The organism is Actinoplanes sp. G11-F43, assembly GCF_050589265.1.
Lineage (GTDB): Bacteria > Actinomycetota > Actinomycetes > Mycobacteriales > Micromonosporaceae > Actinoplanes.
In genome coordinates, this window is the sequence record NZ_JBNZCE010000017.1 from 549,195 (window position 1) to 573,576 (window position 24,382).

Consider the following 24,382-nt stretch of genomic DNA (forward strand, 5'->3'; position numbering starts at 1 on the left):
AACCTCAGGCCACCCGGCGGACGATCGCGAGGAGCGACTCCTCGACGTCCTCGATCGGGCGGCCGGGCTGGAAGACCAGCCAGTCCACCGCCACCACCAGCCCCACCCCGAAGAGGGCCGCCGAGGCCACCCGCACGTCGAGTTCGGCCGGGAGATCACCCGAGTCGACACCGGCCTGGATGGTCTCGGCGATCACCCCGACGGCCTGCTCCCGCAACAGCACCAAGGTCTGCTGCCACTCCCGGTTGGTCCGCCACATCTCGGAGAGCAGCAGCTGGGCGAACGCCTGATAACGGCGGATGTACTCCAGCTGGGCCCGGATCAGCGCGCGCAACGCCTCCCGGGGCGGCAGATCCGCCACCGCCGCCCGGAACTGCTCGGTGAGCAGGCCCACCCCGTGCCGGAGCAGCTCCTCGAACAGGTCCGTCTTGGACTTGAAGTTGTAGTAGACGGTGCCCTTGGCCACGTTGGCCCGCAGCGCGATGTCGTCCACCGTGGTCGCCGAGAAACCCTGCTCGGCGATCAGCTGGACGGCTGCCTCGTACAACCGCTGCCGGGTGTCCTCGCGCCGCCGGCTGCGCCCGTCCGTTCCCACGAGCAGACCCTAGAGGACCAGTTCGGGATGCAGGTCGGCGGTCCGCATCAGGCGTTTCCGGCCGGCCAGCAGCACGGTCAGCAGCACCGCGCCGAGCCCGAACCCGGCCAGCACCACCGCGTCGTGCCCGACCGTCGCGCCGGAACCGCCGTCCACCGCGTGCCGGATCGACTCCACCACGTACGACATCGGCAGCAGGGGGTGGATCGCCTGGAAGAAGTCCGGCGAGGTCTGCACCGGATAGGTCCCGCCGGACGAGGTGAGCTGCAGCATCAGCAGCACCAGCGCGGCCACCCGCCCGGCCGGCCCGAGCGCCGCGCCCAGCAGCTGCATGATCGCCGCGAAGACGGCGGCGGCGCCGAGCATCAGCGCCACCGTCACCGCCGGGTGCACCGGGGCCAGGCCGAGCACGAAGTGCACCACCGCGTAGAGCAGCAGCGCCTGCACCGCACCCATCACCACACCGGGGATCAGCCCGGCCGCCGCGACCCGGGCCGGTGGCGCGCCGGACATCAGGTAACGGCGGTTCAGCGGCCGCAACAGCATGTAGTTGATCATCGCGCCCACCCACAGGGCCAGCGCCAGGAAGTACGGCGCGAAACCCACACCGTAGGTGCTCGCCGGATGCCGGACCACCCGGTCCAGGGCGACCGGATCGGCCAGCACACCCGCCCGGCCGTCGGCGCCCCGGTAGCCGGGGATCTCACCGGCGCCGTCCGCCAGACCGTCGGCCAGTCTGCCCGCGCCGTCCCGCAGATCACCCAGGCCGGTGGTCAGGTCGTGGCCGCCGGTGGACAGCCGGGCCAGCCCGCCGTCCAGCTCCCGGGCGCCACTGGCCAGCGCGAACACCCCACCTCGCAGCTCGGTCGCACCCCTCTCGGCGTCCGCCGTCCCGGACTTCAGCCGCTGCGCCCCGGTCGCCAGCCGGTCCAGGCCGTCAGCCAGCGCGTCCACCCGGGCACGGGCCGCCACCACGTCGTCGGCCAGATGCGGGGCCGCGCCGGCCACCGCCCGTGCGGTCGCCGCCACCTCCCGCAGCCTGGTCCGCAGCGCGTCCAGGTCGGCCGCGTCGATGGTGGCCCGCATCCGCCCGGCGTCGTCCACCAGCCGGCCGGCCAGCTCCCGGGCGTCGTCGCGGCCCGGCGTGTCCGCGGGCAGCCCGTCCAGATAGTCCCGCAGCTCACCGGCGTCCCGCACGGCCCGGTCCGCGGCCTCGTCCAGGTCGCCGACCTGCCCGGCCAGCCGGTCCGCACCCCGGGCCACCAGGTCCGCCGCCTCCTCGATGGTCGCCGCGTGCTCCCGCAGCAGTGGCTCCACCCGGTCCGCGGCGGCGTCCACCGCGGTCGCCAGCTTCCGGCCGCCGGTCGCCGCCTCCGCGGTGCCGGACGCCAGCTGCGCCGCCCCCGCGTCCAGCTTCTTCAGCCCGGTGGCCAGATCCGCCGCCCCCGACCCGGCGGTACGCAACCCGGAGGCCAGCCTCCCGGCCCCGGCGTCGGCCGAGTCCAGCCCGTCCGTCAGGTCACCGGCCCCCGACTCGGCCCGGCCCGCGCCGTCCCGCAGATCGGTCGCGCCGTCGGCCGCCGTCCCGGTCCGCTCCTTCAGGTCGGTGAACCCGATCAGCATCCGGTCGAAGTACTTCGCCGAGGCGCTCGCCGACGCCGCCGCCCGCACCTCGTCGAACGCGGTCCGCGCGAACACCCCGGACAGGTAGTTGGTGGCGTCGTCACTGACCGCCGACAGGCGGGCCGCCCGTGCGGTGCGGTCCGGCTCCGGAGCCGCCGCCAGATCGGCCGAGAAGTCCGCCGGGATCCGCAGCTCGATCTGGAAACGCCCGTCCCGCAGGCCCGCGTCGGCGGTGCCCGCGTCCACCAGCCGCCAGTCGAAGATCTCCCGCTCGATCAGCTCGTCGGCCAGATCCCGGCCGGCGTGCACGGTCTCGCCGGTGGACGTCACGGCCGGCTGGTCCTCGACCACCAGAGCGGCCGGAATGTGGTCCAGCCGGCCGTAGGGATCCCAGAAGGCATACAGGTAGAGCGCCCCGTACAGCAGCGGGACCACGGCCAGGACGGCCAGGGCGGCCGCGGGCAGACGGCCGCGGAGGAATCGCCGGAGTTCCATCCCGGCCAGCGACAGGGTCCTCACCGCGCCCCCACTGCGTTCGCCTCGGCGTACTCGGCGGCGGTCCGGATCTCCGCCCGTCCGTCGTCGCCGGTCAGCCGGATCACCCGGTCCACCGCCTCCGGGCCGACCTCCCGCGCGGTGACCAGCACGGCCACCCCGCCGGCGGCGATCCCACCGAGCAGCCGCCACAGATCCGCCCGCTCGGCGCGGTCCAGCCCGGCGTCGGCGTCATCGAGCGCGATCACCCGCGGTCCGGCCATCGAGGCCAGGATCAAACCCAGCAGTTGCCGCTGGTACGGGCCCAGATCCCGGCCGCGCAGCCCCGGATCGAGGCCGTGCAGTGGGACGTCGGCCGGCCGGCCCAGCAGCGCGCCCCGCTCGGCGAGGTGCTCCCGCACGGTGAACACCGGCTCCGGCTCGCCGACCCCGGGCACGTGACCGAGCGCCACCGGCCCGCCCTCGACCCGGCCGGTGGTCAGCCGGAGCCGCCGGGCCAGGGCGAGCAGGGTGCTGGTGCGCCCACTGCCCGGCGGGCCGACGATCGCCACCGTCTCCCCGGCCTCGACCCGCAGGTCCAGGTCGCGGATCAGCCAGCGGCGACGATGCCGCACCCCGGCCCCGCTCGCGACGAGCACCGTCATGACGACTCCCTTTTTGAACTGACTGGTCAGTTCAAAAAGATACCCACGGAATCCGGCACGACATCATCGGGTGGTAGACATCACCTGACCAGGACCGGCAGGATCGGGGGCATGTCGATGCGATGGGGCATGACCGTTCCGTTCGGTGGCGTACCACTCGCCGAACACGCCACCGTCTACCAGGCGCTGGCCGACGCCGGATTCACCGACGCGTGGACCGCCGAAGTCGCCGGCACCGACGGATTCACCCCACTCACCCTGGCCGCCGCCTGGGAACCCCGGCTCCGGCTCGGCACCGCCATCGCCCCCGTCTACACCCGCGGGCCCGGACTCCTCGCGATGACCGCCGCCGCACTCGCCGAAACCGCGCCCGGCCGATTCCAGCTCGGCATCGGCGCCTCATCCCCGGTCGTCGTCGGCGACTGGAACGCCGTCGACTTCGACCGGCCGTACGCCCGCAGCCGGGACATGCTCCGGTTCCTGCGCACCGCACTCGCCGGCGAACTGGTCGACGGCGACTTCGACACCTTCACGATCCGGCGCTTCCGGCTCGAACGCCCACCCGCCGTCCCGCCCCGGATCATGCTGGCCGCACTCCGGCCCGGCATGCTGCGCCTGGCCGCCGCCGAAGCCGACGGGGTGATCCTCAACTGGCTCGCCGCCGGCGACGTGGCCACCGCGCTCGCCGAGACCAAGGACGCCGGGCCCGCATTCGACGTCGCCACCCGCATCTTCCTGGTGCCGACCGAGGACGCCGACTTCGCCCGCACCGTCGGCCGGCGGCTGATCACGGCCTACCTGACAGTCCCCGCCTACGCCGCCTTCCACCGCTGGCTGGGCCGCGCCGAGATCCTCGCCCCGATGTGGCGGGCCTGGGAGGCCGGGGATCGCAAGGGCGCGCTGGCCGCCATCCCGGACAGCCTGGTGGACGAGCTGATCGTGCACGGCTCACCGGCCGAATGCCGGGCCCGGGTCCAGGCCTACGCGGACGCCGGCGTGACGATCCCGGTGATGGCCCTGACCCCCACCCCGGCCCTGCAGAAGGGCGGCCTCCCCGCCCTCCTGAACCTGATAACCACCCTCTCCCCACCCACCCCACCCCGCTAGCCGGCGGCTAGCACCCCACCCCGCTAGCCGGCGGCTAGCCGTCGCTCAGCGACGGAATACGCCCTCCATTACCTGTCTGAGGTACAGCCGGGGTTGCTCGGCTGTACCTCAGACAGGTAATCCGGGTCCGATAAGACACCTCACGTACGGCTAGCCGCAAAGTGGCGGGGTGGGCTTTGTGTGTGGAGGGCCTCTGGGCTGCGGCCGGGCATAGCCCAGAGGCCCTCCACACACCTCTCAGTCGCTCTCGGCGAGGATCGCGTAGAGCTTGCGTTTTGTCTCGTTCAGGATCTCCAGGGCCTTCTGCCGCTGCTCCGGCGTGCCACTGAAGCCGACCTGCTTGAGCGCTCCCATGATGCCGACCGCCGCGTCACGGAAGTCCTGCACCTGGGACATGGTGTCCTCGCCGATCTGGGACCACGGCGGGTTCTGCGCGGCGGCCTCGGCCTCGGGCCGGCCGTCCTCGGTGAGCCGGTAGCTCTTGCGCCCGCCTTCGGCGGTGACCTCGATCAGGCCTTCGTCCTCCAGCAGCTGGAGTGTCGGGTAGACCGAGCCGGGGCTCGGCCGCCAGATGCCGCCGGTGCGGGAGTCGAGCTCCTGGATCATCTCGTAGCCGTGCATCGGGCGTTCCAGCAGCAGGGCCAGGATGGCCGGCCGGACGTTCTGCCGGCCACCGCGGCCTCGTCGTCCGCCGGGCCGGCCGCCGAAGTCGGGCGGCGGGAAGCCGGGGCCGCCGGGGCCGAAGGGGAATCCGGGCGGGAAGCCGAAGCCGCGCTTGCGGAATTCTCCGGTCCAGCCGTGTCCGTGGGGTCCGTGGGGGTGCCTCATGACCTTCTCCGTTCTGTCGTCGATAGTTAGACGATATATCGGCAACGTGTCGCCTGCAAGGGTTTCCGAGAACGATGGGTTGCGGTACGTGTCGAACGCCCCGCATCTGGCAATCTGGTACCTGTGTTGACGGTGCCCATTCGCCAGCTCGGTGAGCCCGAGCGCGCGGCCGTCGAGCGAATCCTCGACGCCGATCCCTACGCGGGCGCCCAGATAGCCGAGCGCGTGGCCGCCCACGGTCTGAACTGGTGGCGTTCCGACGGGCGGATCTACGGCTATGAGCCGGGCCGCCACATCGAGTCGATCATCTGGTCCGGGGCGCATCTGGTGCCGGTGGGTGCGACGCCGTCGGCCACCGCGGCCTTCGCCGATCTGCTCGGTGCGGAGCCGCGGATCTGTTCGTCGATCATCGGCCGGTCCGAGGCGGTGCTCGACCTGTGGGACCGGCTGGGCGGCAACTGGGGCCCGGCCCGTGATGTCCGGCCGCATCAGCCGCTGCTGGTGACCGATCGGGATCCGCTGGTCCGGCCGGATCCGGGGGTTCGGCTGGTGCGCGGCTCGGAGGTGGATCAGCTGTTTCCGGCGGCGGTGGCGATGTATACCGAGGAGGTCGGCGTCTCACCGTTGCAGGACGACGGCGGGCGGGGCTACCGGCGGCGGATCACCGAGCTGGTGAAGGCGCGGCGCACTTACGCGCGGTTCGACGGCGATCTGGTGATCTTCAAGGCCGAGCTGGCGATCGTGACCCGGCGGACCACTCAGGTGCAGGGCGTCTGGGTGCATCCGGACTATCGGGGTCACGGTCTGGCCACCGGCGCGATGGCGGCGGTGGTGGCGGACGCGCTGCGGCGGGTCGCGCCGTCGGTCAGCCTCTATGTGAACGACTACAACGCGCCGGCCCGCCGGGTGTATGCGAACTGCGGCTTCGTCTCGGCCGGTTCGTTCGCCACCGTGCTGTTCTGACCGGCCCGTAACGACAGCGTGCCGACTTCCGGTGCGAAAGGCACCGGAAGTCNCACGCGGTATGCCGGGGCAGCGTGGGATCAGTGCACGGTCACCGTCGGGCCGGGGAGCAGGTCGCGCAGTTCCTCGGGCAGGTCGGCGCCCATCTCGTCGGCCAGTCGCAGGGCTTCCTCGACCAGGGTCTCCACGATGATCGACTCGGGCACGGTCTTGATCACCTTGCCCTTGACGAAGATCTGGCCCTTGCCGTTGCCGGAGGCCACGCCCAGGTCGGCCTCGCGGGCCTCGCCGGGACCGTTCACCACGCAGCCCATGACGGCCACCCGCAGCGGCACCGGGAACCCGTCCAGGGCGGCGGTGACCTGCTCGGCGAGCGTGTAGACGTCCACCTGGGCCCGGCCGCAGGACGGGCAGGAGACGATCTCCAGGCCGCGCTCGCGCAGGCCTAGCGACTCCAGGATCTGGTTGCCGACCTTGATCTCCTCGACCGGCGGGGCGGAGAGCGAGACCCGGATGGTGTCGCCGATGCCCTCGGCGAGCAGGGCGCCGAACGCGACGGCGCTCTTGATGGTGCCCTGGAACGCCGGGCCGGCCTCGGTGACGCCCAGGTGCAGCGGGTAGTCGCACTGTTCGGCGAGTTGGCGGTAGGCCCGGATCATCACGACCGGGTCGTTGTGCTTGACCGAGATCTTGATGTCCCGGAAGCCGTGCTCCTCGAAGAGGGAGCATTCCCAGAGCGCGGACTCGACGAGCGCCTCGGCGGTGGCCTTGCCGTATTTCTCCAGCAGGCGCTTGTCGAGCGAGCCGGCGTTGACGCCGATCCGGATCGGGATGCCGGCGTCGCCGGCGGCCTTGGCGATTTCTTTGACCTTGTCGTCGAACTGCCGGATGTTGCCCGGGTTGACCCGGACCGCGGCGCAGCCGGCGTCGATCGCGGCGAACACGTACTTCGGCTGGAAGTGGATGTCGGCGATCACCGGGAGCTGGGACTTCTTGGCGATCGCGGGCAGTGCCTCGACGTCGTCCTGGGAGGGCACGGCGACCCGGACGATCTGGCAGCCGGAGGCGGTCAGCTCGGCGATCTGCTGGAGTGTGGAGTTGACGTCGGAGGTGAGCGTGGTGGTCATCGACTGGACGCTGACCGGAGCACCACCGCCCACCAGCACTCCGCCGACGTTGATCTGGCGGCTCTGGCGGCGCGGGGCCAACGGCGGCGGGGGTACGGCCGGCATTCCGAGACTGATCGCAGTCATCTCTTTACTCACTTGAAGATCGAGATCGGGTTGATGATGTCGGCGGTCACGGTCAGCAGGGTGAACGCGCCACCGACGAGGATGACCGCGTACGTCACGGGCATCAGTTTGTAGTAGTCGACCCGACCCGGATCAGGCCGGCGGAAGCGTTTGTAGAGCCAGGAGCGGGCGGCTTCGAACCAGGCGATCGCGATGTGACCGCCGTCGACGGGCAGCAGGGGCAGCAGGTTGAACAGCCCGATGAACACGTTCAGCGAGATGAAGACCTGCCAGAAGACCTCGGGCACGCCCTTCTCGATGGCCTCGCCGCCGATCCGGCTGGCCCCGACGACGCTGATCGGGGTGTCCGGGTCGCGCTCGTCACCGGTGATCGAGTTCCACAGGGCGGGCACCTTCTCCGGGATCCGGGCCATCGCCTTGATCGAGTTCTCCACCAGGTACCAGTTGAACTGGCCGGATGCCGGAACAGCGCCGAGCACACTGTATTCGATCACCGCCGGTTGATCGGTGGTCCAGCTCACGCCCGCGACGGCCACCTGGGTGACCGGGCCGGTCGGGTCGTCGATCGGGGTGCGTTCGGCGGTCACCAGGTCGACCTGGGCGGTGGCGGTCTGCCCACCCCGTACGTACTCGAAGGGGGTTGTTCCTGCCGGTTGTGCTCTGATGGCGTCGGTCAGCTGACCGTAGTTGGCGACCGCGGTGGTCCCGACCTTGGTGATCAGGTCACCGGTCTGGAGGCCGGCGGCTTTGGCCGGGGACGCCTTGGCGCTGGCCTGGCCGGGCACGCAGTCCTCGCTGGTGTCGGTGAGCGAGGTGCGGATGCAGTCACCGACGTAGATCATCGCCGGGGCGGCGCGCTGCTCCGAGGCGGACTGCGGCAGGTCGATGTTGGGCAGGCCGATGCTCCAGGCCATCACCCAGGCGCCGACCAGGGCGAGCATGAAGTGGGCGATCGAGCCGGCCGCCATCACGACGGTCCGCTTCCAGACCGGGAACCGCCACATGGCGCGGTGCTGGTCCTCCGGAGCGACGTCGTCGTCCTGCGGCGTCATGCCGACGATCTTGCAGAAGCCGCCGAGTGGGATGAGTTTCAGCCCGTACTCGGTCTCGCCACGGTGGAAGGAGAAGATCGTCGGGCCGAAGCCGACGAAGTACTTGGTGACCTTCATCCCGAAGCGCTTGCCGGTGATCATGTGCCCCAGCTCGTGGAGGCTCACCGAGATGAGAATGGTCAGCGCGAAGGCACCCGCACCCAGCCAGAAAAGCATCAGGCTCCTTCAGCCTCGATAGTCCGCTGTGCCTGGGCACGCGCCCACGCCTCCGCGGCAAGCACGTCATCGACGGTACCCGGCTCCGCGAAATCGGGGGCCGCGGCGAGCACACGCTCCAGGGTGTCGACGATGCCCAAGAACGGTAGCCGACCGGAGACGAACGCGGCCACACACTCCTCGTTCGCCGCGTTGAAGATCGCCGGACGGCAGCGCCCGGCCCGCCCGGCCTCCTTGGCCAGCCGCACCGCGGGGAACGCCTCGTCGTCGAGCGGGCGCAGCTCCCAGTTGTGGGCCTGGGTCCAGTCGACCGCGGCGGCGGCCGCCGGGACCCGCTCCGGCCAGGCCAGGGCGAGCGCGATCGGCAGCCGCATGTCCGGTGGGCTGGCCTGGGCGAGGGTGGAGCCGTCGGTGAACTCGACGAGCGAGTGCAGCACCGACTGCGGGTGGACCATCACCTCGATGTCGTCGTACGGCACACCGAACAGCTCGTGCGCCTCGATCACTTCGAGCGCCTTGTTCACCATGGTCGCCGAGTTGATCGTGACGACCGGGCCCATGTCCCAGGTCGGGTGCTTGAGCGCCTCCTCGGGGGTGACGTTCGACAACTCCTCGCGGCGGCGGCCGCGGAACGCCCCGCCACTCGCGGTCAGCACCAGCCGGCGCACCTCGGCCGCGGTCCCGCCGCGCAGGCACTGGGCGAGCGCCGAGTGCTCGGAGTCGACCGGGACGATCTGCCCGGGACGAGCGATCCGCCGGACCAGTGGACCACCGGCGACCAGCGACTCCTTGTTGGCCAGGGCGAGGATCCGGCCGGATTCCAGGGCGGCCAGGGTGGGCGCCAGGCCGAGGCTGCCGACCACCCCGTTGAGTACGACGTCGCAGGGCCAGCGGGCCAGTTCGGTCATCGCGTCCGGCCCGGCCACGATCTTGGGCAGTTTGAAGTCGCCGGTGGCCCAGCCCCGCTTCTGCGCCTCGGTGTAGAAGGCCAGCTGGAGATCCTGGGCGACCGAGGCGCGGGCCACCCCGACCACCTCGACGCCCAGCTCCAGGGCCTGCGCGGCGAGCAGTCCGACGTTGCCGCCACCGGCGCCGAGGGCGACCACCCGGAACCGGTCCGGGTTGCGCCGCACGATGTCGATGGCCTGGGTCCCGATGGACCCGGTGGAGCCGAGCAGTACGAGGTCACGCATACCGCACATCTTCCCCTGCTGGTGCACGGCGGGACGAGCGTGGGTATGGGCATGGTCATGTTCCGACTCCTGCGGGGTAAGGATGTCGCCCTGCACGCCGCGGCGATCACGTTCTACAGCGGGATCGCGATGGTTCCGGCCGCGCTGCTGGCGATCTGGCTGACCGGGCTGACGGTGGGCGCCGACCGGGTCCGGGATCTGACCGGGCTGACCATCGCCGCCCTGCCGGATCAGATCGGCGCGCCCCGGGCGCTGGCCGCGCTGATCGAGGCCGGGCTGACGCTGCCACCGTTGTTCGCCCTGGCCAGCCTGCTGCCGGCCAGCCTGTACGGCGAGGGCCTGCGCCGCGCCTTCGCCTCACTGTCCCGGCCCGGCGAGAAGCTGGTCGGCTGGCGGGGCCGGCTGCTCTGGCTGCCCCTGCTGGCGGCCGCGCCGGCTCTGCTGCTGGCGCTCTTCCTGGCCCTGCCGACCACCAGTGGGCTATGGCTGCGGGGTGGCTGGTGGTCGGTGCTGGGCGTGGTGCTGTCGTTCCTGGCCACCTGGCTGGTGCTGACCCCGGTGGTGATCTGGGTGTTCCGGTACGTCGCTCCGGGCCGCCCGCCGTGGCTCGCGACGACGCTGATCGGCTCGTTCACCGCCGCGAACCTCTCCGGTTTCCTGCACGGAGCGGTGCTGTTCTCGGCACTGCCGCTGGATCTGGGGGTGCCGTTCGGTGGTTTCACCGAGATCGGCGCGATGGTCGCGATCGGTCTGTGGCTGTATCTGTTCCACACCGTGTTACTGACCGGATTCGCGGCGACGCACGCCGTCAAGTCGGACGAATCGCCGAGTCCGCCGGAGGGTTCCCGGGGATAGGCTCGCGAACCATGACCCCCATTCCGGACCGTTCCGACGTGGTGATCATCGGTGCTGGTCACAACGCTCTGGTCTCCGCGATCCTGCTCGCCCGGGCCGGGCTCGACGTCGTCGTGCTCGAGGCCGCCGGAGTCCTCGGCGGCGCCACCCGCACCGAGCACCCCTTCCCCCGGGTGCCCGGCCTCGGCCAGTCCACCGGCTCCTATCTGCTCGGGCTGATGCCGCCCGAGCTGCTGCGGACCCTCGACGTGGACATCCCGGTGCTGCGGCGCGATCCCCACTACTTCCTGCCCGGCGCCGGGGCGGGTGCGCCGTACCTCCTCTTCGGCGGGGACGCCGCGGCCAACCGGGCGCAGCTGGACGACCGGGACGCCCGCGCCGACGAGGCCCTGGCCGTCGAGATCGGCGCGCTGCGGACCGATCTGGCGCCGTCCTGGCTGGCGGAGCCGCTGCCGGTGGAGGAGATCGCCGAGCGGCACATCCGGGCGCCGTTGCGCAGCACGTTCCTCGATCTGGTCCGCGGCTCGGTCGCCGACTACCTGGCCCGGTTCGGTTTCAAGAGCGAACTGCTGACCGCGATGTACGCCGTGACCGACGGTCTGTCCGGTCTGAACGCGGGTCCGGACGACCCCGGGACCGGGCACAACTTCCTGGTGCACAACATGTGCCGGCTGCCCGGTTCGGACGGGACGTGGCTGATCGCCGAGGGTGGGATGGGCACCGTGTCCCGGGTGTTCGCCGACGCGGCGCGGGCCGCCGGTGCCCGCCTCTACACCGACGCCCGGGTGACGTCGGTCACCGTGGATGGCGGGGCGGTCGGTGGGGTGGTGCTCGCGGACGGGCGGTCGGTGTCGGCGAAGGTGGTCCTCGGGGGCTGTGACCCGTACACGCTGATGGGTCTGGTCCCGGACGGGACCCTGCCCGCGGCGCTGACCGACCGGATGGCCGCGGTCAAACGGCCCGGGACCACCCTCAAGGTCAACCTCGCGCTGCGTGATCTGCCGCGTTTCCCCTGCCTGCCGGAGGGGGCGCCGTCACCCTTCGGGTCGACGATCCACCTGTTGCCGGGTGACGCGGCGCCGATGGCCAACCTGCGCCGGATGTGGTCGGAGGTGCGGGCCGGGGTGCTGCCCGCCGAGCCGACCATCGAGTGGTACCTGCACACCACCGTCGACCCGTCGCTGCGCGACGAGGCCGGACACCATTCCTCGGCGTTGTTCGTGCAGTCGGTCCCCTTCGAGCCGGCGGGTTCGTCGTGGGATTCCGAGCTTCCCGGGTACGTGGACCGGCTCCTGGCGATCTGCGACCGGTACGCACCCGGCACCTCGGATCTGGTCGCCGATGTGTTCCCGCTCACTCCACCCGGGATCGAGAAGCACTTCGGGATCACCGGCGGGCACATCCACCACGTCGACAACACGATCGCCTTCGACAAGCGGATGCCGTACTTCACCGGCCTCGACGGGCTCTACCACGGCTCGGCCGGGGCGCACCCGGCCGGCAGTGTGATCGGCGCGGCGGGCCACAACGCGGCCCGCCGCATCCTGAGGGATCTGGCCGTCTAGGAGTTCTTGCTCGCCCGGATCTTGTGGCCGACGCCGGTCAGGCAGCGGCCACTGGGCAGGTCGAACTTCCAGCCGTGCAGCTGGCACGTCAGCACGTTGCCCTCCACGAAGCCGAACCGGGACAGGTCGGCCTTCAGGTGGGGGCAACGGCGCTGCACGGTCCAGTCGCCGAACTCGATGTCCTCGGCGTCGACGGCCTTCTCGTGCTCGTCGTACCAGCCCTCGGCGTACTGCAGGCGCTCCTCGGAGAGGCACTTGAAGAACGCGTAGACGAACTCGTTGTACTGCCCGATCCGGGCCGCGGAGAAGCGGCAGGACAGGAACAGCGAATTCACCCAGTCGCCCTCGTCGATGAAGATGAGGTGCTCGATCAGCTCCCGCTGCATCTTGAAGCGGTAGCGGACCTTCTCATCGGCGTACGCCCGGACCTGCTTGCCCGGGAAGTCCACCACGATCGACTCGATCTCGTCGCCGTCGTAGGAGACCAGGTCGAACCGGACCGGGCCGCCCACCCCCTTGGCCATGTAGATCGACTCCTCGAGCAGCGGCTCGATCCGCGCCTTCAGCTCCTTGAGGACGTCCACCTCGGGGTGCCGCCAGGACGCCTTCTCGGCCTCGATGACCGGGCGCTTGCGCTCCCGCATCTCCTCCAGGTGCTGGCGCTTGTTCGCGAAGAACTCGTCGATCGGCGTCGGGTGCGTGGTGGTCTCGGTGGTGCCGCCGTCGGACAGCACGGTGACGCTGCCGGGCAGCTGCACGATCGCGTTGGTGCCGCCGACCTTCGCGTACTCCGTCAGGAACACCGACTGGTCCGGGAAGATGTTGCCCTCGTCACCGTGGATGTCGTTGAACTGCCACAGGTCGTCGTCGAGGAAACACGGCGGGCCGGCGATCGGGAAGACGAAGTCCGCCTTCAGGTCCTCGATGTAGCGCCAGGTGCGGTCGAACTGCCGCTCCCGCTTCTGCTTGCCGAACGCGGTCTTCGCGTTCTCCGGCAGCTCGTAGACCATCGGGTACCAGATCGCGCCGGAGAACTGGAGCATGTGCGCGTGCACGTGGCCCAGCTCGTTGAAGCGGGTCAGGTCGGCCGGGCGGGCGTCGTTCTGGTTCAGCACACGGATGCCGTCGTGCTCCACCCAGAGCGACGAGTCACCGATCGGGCCGTCGGTCGGGCTGATCAGCGCCTGGATCATCACCTTCAGGCCGCCGTCGAGCTCGTGCACCTCGTCCGACTTCGTCCGCAGGAAGCTGGTGAAGCCCAGATCACGCAGCTCGTCCTCGAGCTGGCTGGTCGGGTACTCCGGCAGCAGGACGGTCGCCTTCTTGTTGATGAACCTCTTCAGGTGCTCCGCGTCGAAGTGGTCCCGGTGCAGGTGGGACACGTACAGATAGTCGACGTCGCCCAGGGTCTCCCAGTCCAGCAGAGAGTTGTCCGGGAACGGGAACCATGAGGCGAAATACGCCGGATTCACCCACGGATCGCACAGAATGCTGCCGGCAGCGGTGTCGATCCGCATGCTCGCATGGCCGGTGCCAGTGATCCGCACTTGTCGCTCCTCTGCTTGCGGCGTTGTGACCGCCTCGAAAGTACAGCCGGGTTGCTCGGTTCCGCCCAGCGACCCCGTGACAGACTGTCCTCCGACCCAACATCGACTAGGAGGATCGATCGTGGCTGCCGAGGAACACGGCGAGGTCTACGCGCCCGATCAGCTCAAGCCGGGCAACCGCAAGCGCGGCCAGAAGGGGGCGATCATCTCCGCGGTGATCCTGCTGATGTTCTTCTGGGGCAACCAGCAGGGCAACACCGAACTGGTCTGGCTCGTCGTGATCGCGGCCGGCCTGATCGGCGTCCTGATCGTCGACGCGGTGCTGCGCCGCAACGGCCTGCGGTCCAACGACTGAGAAAGGGGGCCCGCAGGCCCCCTTCCGCCACGCTCGCCGGTCAGCGCCGGCGCGTCAGGATGTCCTTGACCTCCCGCAGCGCGGCGTCGACCTCGGCCTCGAAGTAACCGTTGGGCACCAGCCCGAACTGCAGCATGTCGAGATCGTTCTCGTTCACCGGCATCGGGCCCCGGCCGGTCATCGCCTGGAGGATGCCCTCGAACAGACGGTCCACCTGCATCGGGTCGTAGCCGCTGCCGAACCGGCGCGGCTGGAACGTCCGGCGCAGCTGATCCACCCGGTACAGCTCGCCACCCGGCTCGCCGAGCGGCGGGCCCATCTGCGGCTGCTGAGGCTGCTGGGGCTGGCCGTAACCGCCGCCACCACCGCCGCCGTAGGGCGGGCCGCTCATCGGAGCACCGGGCATCGGTGACCCCGGCATCGGCATCGGCGACCCGGGCATCGGCGCGCCCGGCATCTGACCGCCGTAGCCGCCACCGCGCGGATCCCGGTCGGGCATCCGGATTTCAGCGGTCATGTCCGTCTTGCCGTGCCGGCCGGGCTCGAAGCCGTCGTATCCGCCCTGGTCATAGCCACCCTGGTCGTAGCCGGGCGGTGAGCCGGGACGCTGGGGCGGCTGGCCGTAGCTCGTGGGCTCGTCGTAGCGGCCACCGTACTGATCCGGGCCGGGCGGCAGCTGCTGTTGCTGGCGCTGCGGCATCTGCGGCGGCATCTGGGGTGGCATGGTCAGCCGCTCGGTCGGCGGCGAGGCAGTCCGGGCCGCCGGGTTCATCTGCGGCTGCTGCCCGGGGAAGCCCTGCGGCGGCTGCTGGGGGTAACCCTGCGGCGGGAACCCCTGCGACTGCGAGGGCGGCGGGCCCTGCTGCATGCCCCCCGGCCCGCCGGGACCGCCGGGGCCACCCGGCCCTCCCGGCCCGAAGCCGCCACGGTCGAAGCCGGGACCGGGACCACCGGGTCCGGGGCCGCTCATCGCGGGCGGGCCGGAGATCGAACCGGTGGTGAGGCCGCTGCGCATCGAGTCGCGCATGGGGTCCGGAGCGGGCCGCCCACCACGCTCCTCGAACTCGGCGAGCTGCCGCTCCACCCGGTCGAGGTGCAGGTCCACCTGCCACTCGTCATAACCGCCGAAACGGACCCGGAAGACGACGTCGTGCACCTCCTGCGCACCGACCGGCGGGCCGACCTGCTCCCCGGCCAGGGTCGCCTCGACCCGGTCGAGGAAGGCGTCCACCTCGTCGACCTTGTAGCCACGCCGCAGCGCACGCCTTCGGAAACGCTGCCCCTGACTCGTCACAACGTCTCCCACTCCGCTCGCTGGGACCTGCGCCCAGTCACTGTGCCACCTCCGCGTCGGCTGCGGCGCCCCCAGCGCTCGCGTCCGTCAGCTCGCCGGCGGCCAACTGGCCGCATGCGCCGTCGATCTCCTGCCCCCGGGTGTCGCGGACGGTCGTCGAGACGCCGGCCTCTCGCAGCCGGCGGACGAACTCCCGTTCGACCGGTTTCGGGCTCGCATCCCACTTGCTGCCCGGCGTCGGGTTGAGCGGGATGAGATTCACATGGGCCAGCTTGCCGCTCAGAAGGCGGCCGAGCAGGTCGGCACGCCAGGGCTGATCGTTTACGTCCCTGATCAGGGCGTATTCGATGGAAACCCGACGGCCGGTCTGTGCCGCGTAATCGAACGCGGCATCGAGCACCTCGGCTACCTTCCAACGCTGGTTGACGGGCACAAGCTCATCGCGCAGATCATCATCGGGGGCGTGAAGTGACAGCGCAAGAGTCACTGAGAGCTGTTCGGCGATCAACCGTCGCATTGCGGGCACCAAACCCACCGTGGACACCGTGATGTGCCGTTGGGAGAGCCCCAGGCCCTCCGGCGCCGGGCTGGTCAGGCGGCGGACCGCCTCGATCACCCGGGGGTAGTTCGCCAACGGCTCGCCCATCCCCATGAAGACCACGCGGGACAGACGGGGCGGCGAACCGGTGACCGCGCCGGACGCGGCCACCCCGGCCAGATAGACGACCTGGTCCACGATCTCGGCGATCGACAGGTTCCGGGTCAGGCCCTGCTGGCCGGTCGCACAGAACGGGCAGGCCATGCCGCAGCCGGCCTGGCTGGAGACACACGCGGTCACCCGGTCGGGGTAACCCATCAGCACACTCTCGACAAGCGCGCCGTCGTGCAGGCGCCACAGCGTCTTGCGGGTCGCGCCGTCGTCACACGCCTGCTCCCGCAACGGGTGCAGCAGAGTCGGCAGCAGATCGGCGGTGAGCCGCTCCCGGGTGGCGGCCGGCAGGTCGGTCATCGCCGCGGCGTCCCGGACCAGACGGCCGAAGTAGTGGGTGGAGATCTGCTTGGCCCGGAACGCCGGCTCGCCGAGATCGGCCATCGCACTCTTACGGCCGGCCAGGTCCAGGTCGGCGAGATGGCGTGGCGGCATCGAGGGGCGGCGGCGGGTGGTGCCCGACCCGGACTGCAGGGTGTCGGGCTGGTCGGGGCTGATCGGGATGACCGGAAGAATCGTCATGGCGTATCCAGTCTCCCACGTCCGCGGAGTCGGTCGCCCACAGCTAGCTCGGGGCGATGATCGAGAAGAGCAGGTAGGCGGTCGGGACGGCGAAGACGATGGAGTCCAGCCGGTCCATCAGACCGCCGTGGCCGGGCAGCAGGTTGCTCATGTCCTTCACGCCCAGGTCCCGCTTCAGCATCGACTCGGCCAGGTCGCCGAGGACCGCCACCACCGACAGCGCGGCGCCGAACAGCAGGCCCCAGTGGACCGGCACGTCCAGCAGGAAGAACAGCAGGGCGGAGCTGCCGATCGCGGCGGCCGCCACCGAGCCGGCGAAACCCTCCCAGGACTTCTTCGGACTGATCTTCGGGGCCATCGGGTGCTTGCCGAGGAAGACGCCGGCGGCGTACCCACCGGTGTCCGACAACACCACGGCGACCAGGGTGCAGATCACACGCACCGGGCCGTCGTCCATCTGCACCAGCATCGCCGCGAAGCTGAGCAGGAACGGCACGTAGACGGCGATCAGCACGCTCGGGGTGAAGTCCCGGCGGACCGCGGCCGGGCCGTCGGCGAGGCGCCACAGCGAGGCCGCGCCGATCGTCACCAGCAGGCCGAGCAGCAGCGCGTCGGCGCCCTCGTACCACGCCAGGCCGGTCATCACCACACTGCCGGCGACCAGTGGGATCAGCGGCGGGCGGGCACCGGTGCCGGCCAGCGCGCGGGTCATCTCCCAGGCGCCGACACCGGAGGCCACCACCAGCACCACCAGCAGGGCCATCGGCTCGATCAGCAGCGAGACCAGCACCACCAGGCCGAGGCTGAGGCCGACCGCGATGGCGGCGGGCAGATTACGCCCGGCACGGCCACCGCCCCGCGGCTTGCGTCCCCGGCCGGCACGACGCCGGCCCTTGCCACCGGTCCGGCCGGTCTCCTCGTCCGGGTTACCGGGCTCGGTCATCGGGTCCTCTACCTCAGGGGCGTACGTCATCAGGGCTCGGTCAGGGTCGTGGACGGCACAGCCGCCGAACTCGAGGACAAAACCGAACCCCTACCTGCCGTATGTCAACAATTACGCCCCTCACCGGAACCGTGCAGAGCGTACTGCAAAGGTGACGTTTGAACAGCCGTCGAGATGACGGGCTTTTTAATCACCCGTGAACAGGCCGCTGCCCGGCACAGCCCGGTGACGGGACGCGCCGGGCAGTGAACGCCCATCAGACTTCCAGCAGTTCGGCTTCCTTGTGCTTGACGAGCTCGTCGACGACCGCCACGTAACGGTGGGTCAGGTCGTCCAGCTCCTTCTCGGCACGGCGGCCCTCGTCCTCACCGGTCTCGCCGTCCTTGACCAGCTTGTCGATCTGGTCCTTGGCCTTGCGCCGGACGTTGCGGATCGCGACCCGGCTGTCCTCGGCCTTGCCCCGGGCCACCTTGATCATCTCGCGACGACGTTCCTCGGTCATCTGCGGAAGGTGGATGCGGAGTTGCGTACCCTCGTTGTTGGGGTTGACGCCCAGGTCCGAGTCGCGGATCGCCCGCTCGATCGGGCCCAGCTGGGACGCGTCGTAAGGCTTCACGATGACCATGCGCGGCTCCGGGATGCCGACGGAGGCCATCTGCGTCACCGGGGTGGGAGCGCCGTAGTAGTCCACCACGATCTTGGAGAACATCGCGGGAGTGGCCCGGCCGGTCCGGATGGCGGCGAACTCCTCCTTGGCGTGCTCGACCGCGCTGTCCATCTTCTCCTCGGCCTCGAAGAGGGTTTCCTCGATCACCGGCTCTTCTCGCCTCCTTGCTGTCTTCGGTGGTGCGGAATGGGACGGGGCGCCGCGTCAGTCGGCGGTGATCAGGGTGCCGATCCGCTCACCGGCGCAGGCGCGCACGATGGTGTCGTCGCCCTCGGCGCCGAAGACCAGCATCGGAAGCTTGTTCTCCTCGCAGAGGCTGAACGCGGCCTGGTCGGCCACCCGCAGCCCGCGCTGGAGCACTCCCTGGAAGGTGATCGTCTCGAGCTTCTGAGCGGTCGGGTCGATCCGGGGGTCGGCGGTGTAGACGCCGTCCACGCCGTTCTTGCTCATCAGCACCATGTCCGCGTGGATCTCCAGCGCGCGCTGGGCGGTCACCGTGTCGGTGGAGAAGTACGGCATGCCCGCGCCGGCGCCGAAGATCACCACCCGGCCCTTCTCCAGGTGCCGGATGGCACGCAGAGGGAGGTACGGCTCGGCGACCTGGGCCATGGTGATCGCCGTCTGCACCCGGGTCTCGATGCCCTCCTTCTCCAGGAAGTCCTGGAGGGCCAGGCAGTTCATCACCGTCCCGAGCATGCCCATGTAGTCCGCCCGGTTGCGGTCCATCCCGCGCTTCTGCAGCTCGGCGCCGCGGAAGAAGTTGCCACCACCGACCACGACCGCGACCTGGATGCCGCGCCGCGTCACCGTCGCGATCTGCTTCGCCAGCGACTGCACCACGTCGGGCTCGACCCCGACCGCGCCGCCGCCGAACACCTCGCCGGAGAGTTTGAGCACGACCCGCCGTGGCCGCATGGTCGGCGGGTTCTCGTCAACCGTGGCGGACTGCTCGGTCACCATCGTCATGTGAGACCCGCCTTTCCCTTCGCTGTCTGGAGGAGACCTTATGCGACCGGGAGGCCGGACGCTCAATCGCGTACCCGACCTCCCGTGTCATCTGCGTGAGGAGCCTTACTCCTGGCCGACCTCGAACCGGACGAAGCGCGTTACCTCGATACCGGACTCGGCGACGACCTGCTTGACCGTCTTCTTGTTGTCGGTGACCGACGCCTGCTCCAGCAGGACGAAGTCCTTGAAGAAGGAGTTCACCCGGCCCTCGATGATCTTGGGCAGCGCCTGCTCCGGCTTGCCCTCCTCACGAGCGGTCTGCTCGGCCACGCGGCGCTCGGTCTCCACGACCTCGGCCGGGACCTCGTCGCGGGTCAGGAACTTCGGCCGCATGGCGGCGATCTGCATGCCGACCGCGCGGGCGTCGTTGTCGGCCGCCTCGTCGTCCTTGCCCGTGTACTCCACCAGGACGCCGACCTGCGGCGGCAGGTCCTGCGCCTTGCGGTGCAGGTAGACCGCGACGGTGCCCTCGACGAGCACGAAACGGTTCAGGACGATCTTCTCGCCGATCTTGGCGGAGTACTCCTGGATCGTGTCGGCGACGGTCTTGCCGTCCTCCAGCGTCGCGGCGAGCAGCGCGGCGGCGTCGGCGACCTTGTTGACCTCGCCGAACTCCACGAAGCGCTGGCCCAGAGCCACGAAGTCCGGGGTCTTCGCGACGAAGTCGGTCTCGCAGTTCAGCTCCAGCAGCGCCTTGCCGGAGTGGCTGACGATGCCGTTGGCGGCGGTGCGGCCGGCCCGCTTGCCGACGTCCTTCGCGCCCTTGACGCGCAGGAACTCGACGGCCTTCTCGAAGTCGCCCGCGGACTCCTCGAGCGCCTTCTTGCAGTCCATCATGCCGGCACCGGTGAGGTCGCGGAGCTTCTTCACGTCCGCGGCGGTGTAGTTAGCCATGACTCTTCTCTCGATGTCAGTCGGAGGACGTACTTACTCGGCCGGGACGGCGGCGGCAGCGGCCGGGGCAGCCTCGGCCGGAGCAGCCTCGGCGGCCGGAGCGGCAGCCGCGGCGGCGGGCTCCTCGGCCTTCTTCTCGGCGCCCTCGTAGAGGTCCCGCTCCCACTCGGGCAGCGGCTCGCCGGCGGCGACGGTGCCCGCCTCGGGCTTCTCGTCGGCGTTGTTGTTCCGGCCACGGCCGTGGCGGGCGATCAGACCGTCGGCGACGGCGGCCGCGACGACCTTGGTCAGCAGCTCGGCGGAACGGATCGCGTCGTCGTTGCCCGGGATCGGGAAGTCGACCTCGTCCGGGTCACAGTTGGTGTCCAGCACCGCGATGACCGGGATGTTGAGCTTCCGGGCCTCGTCGACCGCGATGTGCTCCTTCTTGGTGTCCACGACCCAGATCGCCGAGGGGACCTTGGTCATGTCACGCAGACCACCGAGGGTCTTGGTGAGCTTCTCCTTCTCGCGGGAGAGCTGGAGGGTCTCCTTCTTGGTGTAACCGGCGGCGGTACCGCTCAGGTCACCCAGGGCCTCGAGCTCCTTCATCCGCTGAAGGCGCTTGTACACGGTCTGGAAGTTGGTCAGCATGCCGCCGAGCCAACGGTGGTTCACGTACGGCTGGCCGACCCGCGTCGCCTGCTCGGCGATGGCCTCCTGGGCCTGCTTCTTGGTGCCGACGAAGAGGATGTGGCCACCCTCGGCGACGGTGTCACGCACGAAGCTGTACGCCTTCTCGATGTAGTCGAGGGTCTGGCGCAGGTCGATGATGTAGATACCGTTGCGCTCGGTGAAGATGAAGCGCTTCATCTTCGGGTTCCAGCGCCGGGTCTGGTGCCCGAAGTGGACACCGCTCTCCAGCAGCTGGCGCATGGTCACGACGGCCATGGTGTTACTCCCTGATCATCCCTGGTTGTCACGCTCACCGGCGGTGGGCGTCCTGGCGCCCGGTCGATGGCCGCAGTCGGGCCCGACAGGATCGGGACCAGGGAGGGCCACCGCCGCCGGCCGGCGCTGAAGATCAGCTGTCGGAACCGTTGGAGGGCGCGCGAGGTCGACCGCGTGGGCGGTCGCCGTCGACAAGCATACGCCAAGCCGCCCGGACGGACGGTCCGCCCTCGTGCCTACCACGTCCGGCCGAACCCCCCGCCCGCCATCCACATCGACGGCCGGTCCACAGGGCCTCGCACACGGTGACCGGAATCGTGTGAGCCTCCCCGGTCATGACGATTCAGCGACGAGCGGTCGGCGCCTACGGCGAGCGCCTGGCCGCCCGGCATCTCGAAGACAGCGGCCTGGAGCTGCTGCAACGCAACTGGCGCTGCGCGAACGGAGAGATCGATCTCATTCTGCGTGACGGAGACGACGTGGTCTTCTGCGAGGTCAAGACCCGCCGCACGGAGACCTTCGGCCCGCCCGCGGCGGCCGTCGACCACCGGAAGGTGCGCCGGTTGCGGCATCTGGCCACCAGGTGGCTGACCGAGACCGGGATACGGGCGGCGAGCGTCCGTTTCGACGTCGTCGAAGTCCGGCCGCAGCCCCGGGGAGCGGCCCTGGTCACCCACCTCCGGGGAGCGTTCTGATGAGCTACGCCCGGGTTCTCTGCGCCGGCCTCGACGGCGTCCACGGCCACCTCGTCGAGGTCGAGGCCGACCTGTCCAACGGACTGCCCACCCTGGTGCTCACCGGCCTGCCCGACGCCGCCCTGCACGAGGCCCGCGACCGGGTCCGGGCCGCCGTGATCAACTCCGGCCGGGTCTGGCCCAACCGGCGGATCACCGTCAACCTGCGCCCCGCCGCCCTGCCCAAACACGGCAGCGGCTTCGACCTGCCGATCGCCGTGGCCGTCATGATCGCCGCCGGTGAGCTGGCCGCGGGCCGGTTCGAGCAGGTGGCGCTCTTCGGCGAGCTGGGCCTCGACGGCACCGTCCGGCCGGTGCGCGGCGTGCTGCCGATGGTCGCCGCCGCGGCCCGGGCCGGCGTCACCCGGGTGATCGTGCCGTCGGCCAACGCCCGTGAGGCCACCGTCGTGCCCGGGATCACCGTCCGGGCCGTCGACACCCTGCACCGGCTGGCCGACTTCGCCGGCGGCACCGGCACCCTGCTGGAGCCGCCGGAGACCCCGCCCCGGCCCGAACCGGCCGGCCCCGACCTCGCCGACCTCACCGGCCAGGCCACCGGGCGATACGCGCTGGAGGTGGCCGCCGCCGGCGGCCACCACCTGGCCCTGATCGGCCCGCCCGGCGCCGGCAAGACCATGCTCGCCGAGCGGCTGCCGTCCCTCCTGCCCCCGCTCGACGACGAGGCCGCGCTCGAGGTGACCGCCCTCCAGTCGATCGCCGGAGTGCTGCCACCCGACGGGCGGCTCGTGCGCCGGCCGCCGTTCCAGGCACCCCACCACAGCTCCTCACTCCCTGCTCTTAGCCCATTGGCGGCGTCAGGCGGGGCCGTCCACCTTCTCGGTCTCCTGCCACCGGTACATGACAACCTCGCCGGTCTCCTCGAACAGGAGGTAGTCCACCCGGGCTTCACCCTTCAGCCCGATCTCCCTCGTGTCGATGACGCGTCCGATGTTGGATCCCTCCGGACGGCCCTTGACCTTGCGCCACTGCGGCTGCGGATTCATGTTTCCCCCACTGGCGATCACTGTCGGCTGAATATTCATGTCACCTACGCTAGGCGCACCCTCTGACATTAATTGCGCCCCGAGGCGGTACCCCTCACAGAACGACCGGCGGGACGTAGGCAGCGAACACCACATCGCTCTCCATCGGTTTCGCTCCCCGGCTCCCGTTACAGGTCCCCGGCTTCCCCTCCCTGAGGCAGGTCTGGCAGCGAGCGTCGAACGGGATGCCGCCGGGTCCGCGCTGGTTCTTCACGCCGTGTGCCGGACGCATGTTGTTCGGGTCGTCGATCAGATGCGGGTGGGTCCGCTTGGGCTTCAGATGGTCTGCGACTGTCGCGCCTCGGTGCCCGCACAGGTGGCAGATGTCCCCGTGGATGGCGAACATCTGCTCTTTGGCTCGGCGGACCCTGGCGTGTGACCTCGGCTCGGATGACATACGTCCAGCAAAGACGCCCAACTAGATGCGATCCGTACAGAATTGTGCCGAATTAGATCGCCTTGTTTCGATTTTCCTGTAGGGCGGATTCACCGCCCCAGCCCCCAAGGAGAGTCGGAATGAACGAGTTCATTGTTTTCCACACCGGCGGCGAGTTCCTGGTCCGGACCACCCTGGACGCGACCGAGGCAGCCAACCGGATCGCGGAGAAGTGGAAGCTCGACATCGAGGCGATCGACCCGGCAACCGCCGAGGACATCGCGATCAACCTGAACCAGTGGACCGAGCTGGACCTCGACGCCTGACCAGAGGCAGAAACAAGGCGACCCCGGACCACCATTCCTGGTCCGGGGTCACCTTTCTTTGTACCCGGAGTCAGGGCGGGGTGCCGGGCAGGAACCACCGGCCCGGTGCGATCTCCAGGTCATTAATCAGCGTGGGGTCCATTCCGTTGCCGACGAGCAGTTCTTTCAGCAACGAGATGTGTTCGGTCCGCTCCCGGTAAAGCACCATCTTCCAGTCCGACTCGCCATGGTCGGCGAACTCGACCTCTCCACCCGCTCTGAGCCACCGTTTCATCGCGCCACCCAAACACTAGTCTGCCGACACCTGTACAGTTACCCTACCGGCTGCTTCGGACACCGTGAAGATTGCCCGCGACCAGCGGTTACGCGCCTAGGGTGCGGATCGTGGCCGAGCTGAATCTCATGGGTTCTCACGAGATCGGCGTGCGCCTGGGCGGAGCGAACCGCCAGCGGGTCTACCGGATCACCACGCGCCGCGATTTCCCGGCACCGGTCGCCGTTTTGAAGATGGGTGCGGTCTGGCGAGCCGAAGACGTAGAGCGCTGGATTGAAGAACACCCCGACGACGCGCGGCCTTAGTTCGCCGCCTCCCGTGCCCTCCGGAGGCCTACCGGGTCCCATCCGGCATTGTCGGGCCGGATCGTC

The 24,382-nt window shown here is 70.1% G+C and carries 24 protein-coding genes and 2 pseudogenes; 9 read left to right on the forward strand and 17 right to left on the reverse strand.

What is annotated here, in order from left to right; genetic code table 11:
- Positions 1 to 4: 4 nt before the first annotated feature.
- From ACQ0O7_RS21320 to ACQ0O7_RS21330, 3 genes are read right to left on the reverse strand one after another with little or no spacing between them, the layout of a single operon-like run.
- A complete protein-coding gene (locus ACQ0O7_RS21320) occupies positions 5 to 601 on the reverse strand; it encodes a TetR/AcrR family transcriptional regulator (protein WP_430784019.1) in 597 nt (198 codons plus the stop codon).
- A 3-nt stretch (positions 602 to 604) separates the two neighbouring features.
- The gene (locus tag ACQ0O7_RS21325; RefSeq protein ID WP_430783893.1) at positions 605 to 2,737 is read right to left on the reverse strand and encodes a YhgE/Pip family protein; all 2,133 of its coding nucleotides are present in this window, start codon (positions 2,735 to 2,737) and stop codon (positions 605 to 607) included.
- Positions 2,734 to 3,357 (reverse strand): ABC transporter ATP-binding protein, encoded by a 624-nt coding sequence (locus tag ACQ0O7_RS21330; RefSeq protein ID WP_430783894.1) that lies wholly within the window; start codon positions 3,355 to 3,357, stop codon positions 2,734 to 2,736. The genes ACQ0O7_RS21325 and ACQ0O7_RS21330 overlap by 4 nt, the downstream gene beginning before the upstream one ends.
- Positions 3,358 to 3,486: 129 nt before the next feature.
- On the opposite strand from ACQ0O7_RS21330, the gene ACQ0O7_RS21335 reads away from it, so the two are divergent.
- Entirely contained in the window at positions 3,487 to 4,464 is a 978-nt protein-coding gene (locus ACQ0O7_RS21335; RefSeq protein ID WP_430784020.1) for an LLM class F420-dependent oxidoreductase, read from the forward strand.
- 237 nt (positions 4,465 to 4,701) lie between these two features.
- Here the strand turns inward: ACQ0O7_RS21335 and ACQ0O7_RS21340 are convergent, their stop codons facing one another.
- On the reverse strand, positions 4,702 to 5,292 hold the full coding sequence (locus tag ACQ0O7_RS21340; protein ID WP_430783895.1) for a PadR family transcriptional regulator: 591 nt from the start codon (positions 5,290 to 5,292) through the stop codon (positions 4,702 to 4,704).
- Between the two features lie 123 nt (positions 5,293 to 5,415).
- On the opposite strand from ACQ0O7_RS21340, the gene ACQ0O7_RS21345 reads away from it, so the two are divergent.
- On the forward strand, positions 5,416 to 6,255 hold the full coding sequence (locus tag ACQ0O7_RS21345) for a GNAT family N-acetyltransferase (RefSeq protein ID WP_430783896.1): 840 nt from the start codon (positions 5,416 to 5,418) through the stop codon (positions 6,253 to 6,255).
- An 80-nt stretch (positions 6,256 to 6,335) separates the two neighbouring features.
- Here ACQ0O7_RS21345 and ispG read toward each other — a convergent pair whose 3' ends face one another.
- Genes ispG through dxr form a run of 3 tightly spaced genes read right to left on the reverse strand, consistent with a single transcriptional unit; the run spans position 6,336 to position 9,978 of the window.
- Entirely contained in the window at positions 6,336 to 7,508 is a 1,173-nt protein-coding gene (gene ispG / locus ACQ0O7_RS21350) for a flavodoxin-dependent (E)-4-hydroxy-3-methylbut-2-enyl-diphosphate synthase (protein WP_430783897.1), read from the reverse strand.
- Positions 7,509 to 7,516: 8 nt separating this feature from the next.
- The gene (locus ACQ0O7_RS21355) at positions 7,517 to 8,776 is read right to left on the reverse strand and encodes a M50 family metallopeptidase (RefSeq protein WP_430783898.1); all 1,260 of its coding nucleotides are present in this window, start codon (positions 8,774 to 8,776) and stop codon (positions 7,517 to 7,519) included.
- The gene (gene dxr / locus ACQ0O7_RS21360; protein WP_430783899.1) at positions 8,776 to 9,978 is read right to left on the reverse strand and encodes a 1-deoxy-D-xylulose-5-phosphate reductoisomerase; all 1,203 of its coding nucleotides are present in this window, start codon (positions 9,976 to 9,978) and stop codon (positions 8,776 to 8,778) included. The genes ACQ0O7_RS21355 and dxr overlap by 1 nt, the downstream gene beginning before the upstream one ends.
- 48 nt (positions 9,979 to 10,026) lie before the next feature.
- Between dxr and ACQ0O7_RS21365 the strand changes: the two genes are divergently transcribed.
- Both ACQ0O7_RS21365 and ACQ0O7_RS21370 read left to right on the forward strand, forming a co-directional pair.
- Entirely contained in the window at positions 10,027 to 10,824 is a 798-nt protein-coding gene (locus ACQ0O7_RS21365; protein ID WP_430783900.1) for a YhjD/YihY/BrkB family envelope integrity protein, read from the forward strand.
- Positions 10,825 to 10,835: 11 nt separating this feature from the next.
- Positions 10,836 to 12,389 carry a phytoene desaturase family protein gene (locus ACQ0O7_RS21370; RefSeq protein ID WP_430783901.1) on the forward strand — a complete coding sequence of 518 codons (1,554 nt, stop codon included), beginning with the start codon at positions 10,836 to 10,838 and terminating at the stop codon, positions 12,387 to 12,389.
- On the opposite strand, the gene ACQ0O7_RS21375 is transcribed toward ACQ0O7_RS21370, so the two are convergent.
- A complete protein-coding gene (locus ACQ0O7_RS21375; protein ID WP_430783902.1) occupies positions 12,386 to 13,936 on the reverse strand; it encodes a Rieske 2Fe-2S domain-containing protein in 1,551 nt (516 codons plus the stop codon). The two genes, ACQ0O7_RS21370 and ACQ0O7_RS21375, sit on opposite strands and share 4 nt — an antisense overlap.
- 121 nt (positions 13,937 to 14,057) lie before the next feature.
- Between ACQ0O7_RS21375 and ACQ0O7_RS21380 the strand changes: the two genes are divergently transcribed.
- Positions 14,058 to 14,291 carry a DUF2631 domain-containing protein gene (locus ACQ0O7_RS21380; RefSeq protein WP_430783903.1) on the forward strand — a complete coding sequence of 78 codons (234 nt, stop codon included), beginning with the start codon at positions 14,058 to 14,060 and terminating at the stop codon, positions 14,289 to 14,291.
- 40 nt (positions 14,292 to 14,331) lie between these two features.
- On the opposite strand, the gene ACQ0O7_RS21385 is transcribed toward ACQ0O7_RS21380, so the two are convergent.
- From ACQ0O7_RS21385 to rpsB, 7 genes and pseudogenes are all read right to left on the reverse strand, one after another.
- Positions 14,332 to 15,585: a DivIVA domain-containing protein gene (locus tag ACQ0O7_RS21385; protein ID WP_430783904.1), complete on the reverse strand. Its 1,254-nt coding sequence runs from the start codon at positions 15,583 to 15,585 to the stop codon at positions 14,332 to 14,334.
- 37 nt (positions 15,586 to 15,622) lie between these two features.
- Positions 15,623 to 16,816, reverse strand: coding sequence for a 23S rRNA (adenine(2503)-C(2))-methyltransferase RlmN (gene rlmN, locus ACQ0O7_RS21390; protein WP_430783905.1), 1,194 nt, complete (start codon positions 16,814 to 16,816; stop codon positions 15,623 to 15,625).
- Positions 16,817 to 16,859: 43 nt separating this feature from the next.
- Positions 16,860 to 17,738: pseudogene (locus ACQ0O7_RS21395) on the reverse strand (phosphatidate cytidylyltransferase); the annotation flags it as partial.
- Between the two features lie 277 nt (positions 17,739 to 18,015).
- On the reverse strand, positions 18,016 to 18,573 hold the full coding sequence (gene frr / locus ACQ0O7_RS21400; protein WP_430783906.1) for a ribosome recycling factor: 558 nt from the start codon (positions 18,571 to 18,573) through the stop codon (positions 18,016 to 18,018).
- A 57-nt stretch (positions 18,574 to 18,630) separates the two neighbouring features.
- Entirely contained in the window at positions 18,631 to 19,386 is a 756-nt protein-coding gene (pyrH, locus tag ACQ0O7_RS21405) for a UMP kinase (protein WP_203796550.1), read from the reverse strand.
- A gap of 111 nt (positions 19,387 to 19,497) precedes the next feature.
- Positions 19,498 to 20,328 carry a translation elongation factor Ts gene (gene tsf / locus ACQ0O7_RS21410; protein ID WP_430783907.1) on the reverse strand — a complete coding sequence of 277 codons (831 nt, stop codon included), beginning with the start codon at positions 20,326 to 20,328 and terminating at the stop codon, positions 19,498 to 19,500.
- 33 nt (positions 20,329 to 20,361) lie between these two features.
- Complete coding sequence (gene rpsB, locus ACQ0O7_RS21415; RefSeq protein WP_430783908.1) at positions 20,362 to 21,258, reverse strand: 30S ribosomal protein S2; 897 nt, start codon at positions 21,256 to 21,258, stop codon at positions 20,362 to 20,364.
- A 335-nt stretch (positions 21,259 to 21,593) separates the two neighbouring features.
- Between rpsB and ACQ0O7_RS21420 the strand changes: the two genes are divergently transcribed.
- Positions 21,594 to 21,953: a YraN family protein gene (locus ACQ0O7_RS21420; protein ID WP_430783909.1), complete on the forward strand. Its 360-nt coding sequence runs from the start codon at positions 21,594 to 21,596 to the stop codon at positions 21,951 to 21,953.
- Positions 21,953 to 22,891: pseudogene (locus ACQ0O7_RS21425) on the forward strand (YifB family Mg chelatase-like AAA ATPase); the annotation flags it as partial. The gene ACQ0O7_RS21420 and the pseudogene ACQ0O7_RS21425, both read left to right, overlap by 1 nt.
- Before the next feature lie 199 nt (positions 22,892 to 23,090).
- Here the strand turns inward: ACQ0O7_RS21425 and ACQ0O7_RS21430 are convergent.
- Entirely contained in the window at positions 23,091 to 23,381 is a 291-nt protein-coding gene (locus ACQ0O7_RS21430; RefSeq protein WP_430783910.1) for a hypothetical protein, read from the reverse strand.
- Between the two features lie 170 nt (positions 23,382 to 23,551).
- On the opposite strand from ACQ0O7_RS21430, the gene ACQ0O7_RS21435 reads away from it, so the two are divergent.
- Positions 23,552 to 23,737 carry a hypothetical protein gene (locus tag ACQ0O7_RS21435; protein ID WP_430783911.1) on the forward strand — a complete coding sequence of 62 codons (186 nt, stop codon included), beginning with the start codon at positions 23,552 to 23,554 and terminating at the stop codon, positions 23,735 to 23,737.
- A 70-nt stretch (positions 23,738 to 23,807) separates the two neighbouring features.
- Here ACQ0O7_RS21435 and ACQ0O7_RS21440 read toward each other — a convergent pair whose 3' ends face one another.
- On the reverse strand, positions 23,808 to 24,011 hold the full coding sequence (locus ACQ0O7_RS21440; protein ID WP_430783912.1) for a hypothetical protein: 204 nt from the start codon (positions 24,009 to 24,011) through the stop codon (positions 23,808 to 23,810).
- Between the two features lie 110 nt (positions 24,012 to 24,121).
- On the opposite strand from ACQ0O7_RS21440, the gene ACQ0O7_RS21445 reads away from it, so the two are divergent.
- A complete protein-coding gene (locus ACQ0O7_RS21445) occupies positions 24,122 to 24,316 on the forward strand; it encodes a helix-turn-helix transcriptional regulator (RefSeq protein ID WP_430783913.1) in 195 nt (64 codons plus the stop codon).
- Positions 24,317 to 24,382 lie beyond the last annotated feature (66 nt).